The 609-nt window shown below is 63.5% G+C and carries 1 pseudogene; it reads right to left on the minus strand.

From position 1 onward, the window contains the following. Window positions 1–86 precede the first annotated feature (86 nt). Window positions 87–609: pseudogene (locus tag Q0C41_RS31230) on the minus strand (hypothetical protein); the annotation flags it as partial.

The following is a 609-nucleotide window of genomic DNA, read 5'->3' on the forward strand; positions in this document are numbered from 1 at the left end:
GACCACTACTACGCGCCGGCGGCCATGCTTGGCGGAAGAACGCCCGTGTGGGCGGTTGGGCGAACGCCGACCGTCACTCTAGGCGGTCACGTGTTCTTCAGACTTCGAGAGGACCGCGAAGGTTCGGTGAGTGCGCGATGAAGGTCCCATCCACGACGCAATCGCTTGTAGACGATCGTCCTGTTGAGGCCATTGGCCTGGGCGACCTGCGGGATCGTGCTGTCACCACGGTCGGTCGAGAGGTGTCGGACTCGACGAGTGTTCTGCCCTTGCACCAGCGGCGTCGCCCATCGCACGTTACCGGGCTCGTAGTGGCCATTGCTGTCGATACGGTCGATGGAGTGCGCCGGAGATGGGCGCGGTCCAACGTCCGCAAGGAACGCCTCGAACGACTGCTGCCATCGGTCGCACACGCGAATGCCGCGGCCGCCGTAGCGAGCGTAGCTCTTGTTGTCTGGCTGGCTGCATCGGCCCCGCATGCCGTGCCAGATGTTGTATTCAGCGGATTCAGTGAGCCCGTGGGTGCGGCTGCGGTTGCCAATCATTGCTGCTCGAATGCAACCACAGGATCGAGTGTTTCCGCGCTTCAGGTAGAGCTGCCGGGCTACG

It is taken from the genome of Luteitalea sp. (genome assembly GCF_022842525.1).
Lineage (GTDB): Bacteria > Acidobacteriota > Vicinamibacteria > Vicinamibacterales > Vicinamibacteraceae > Luteitalea.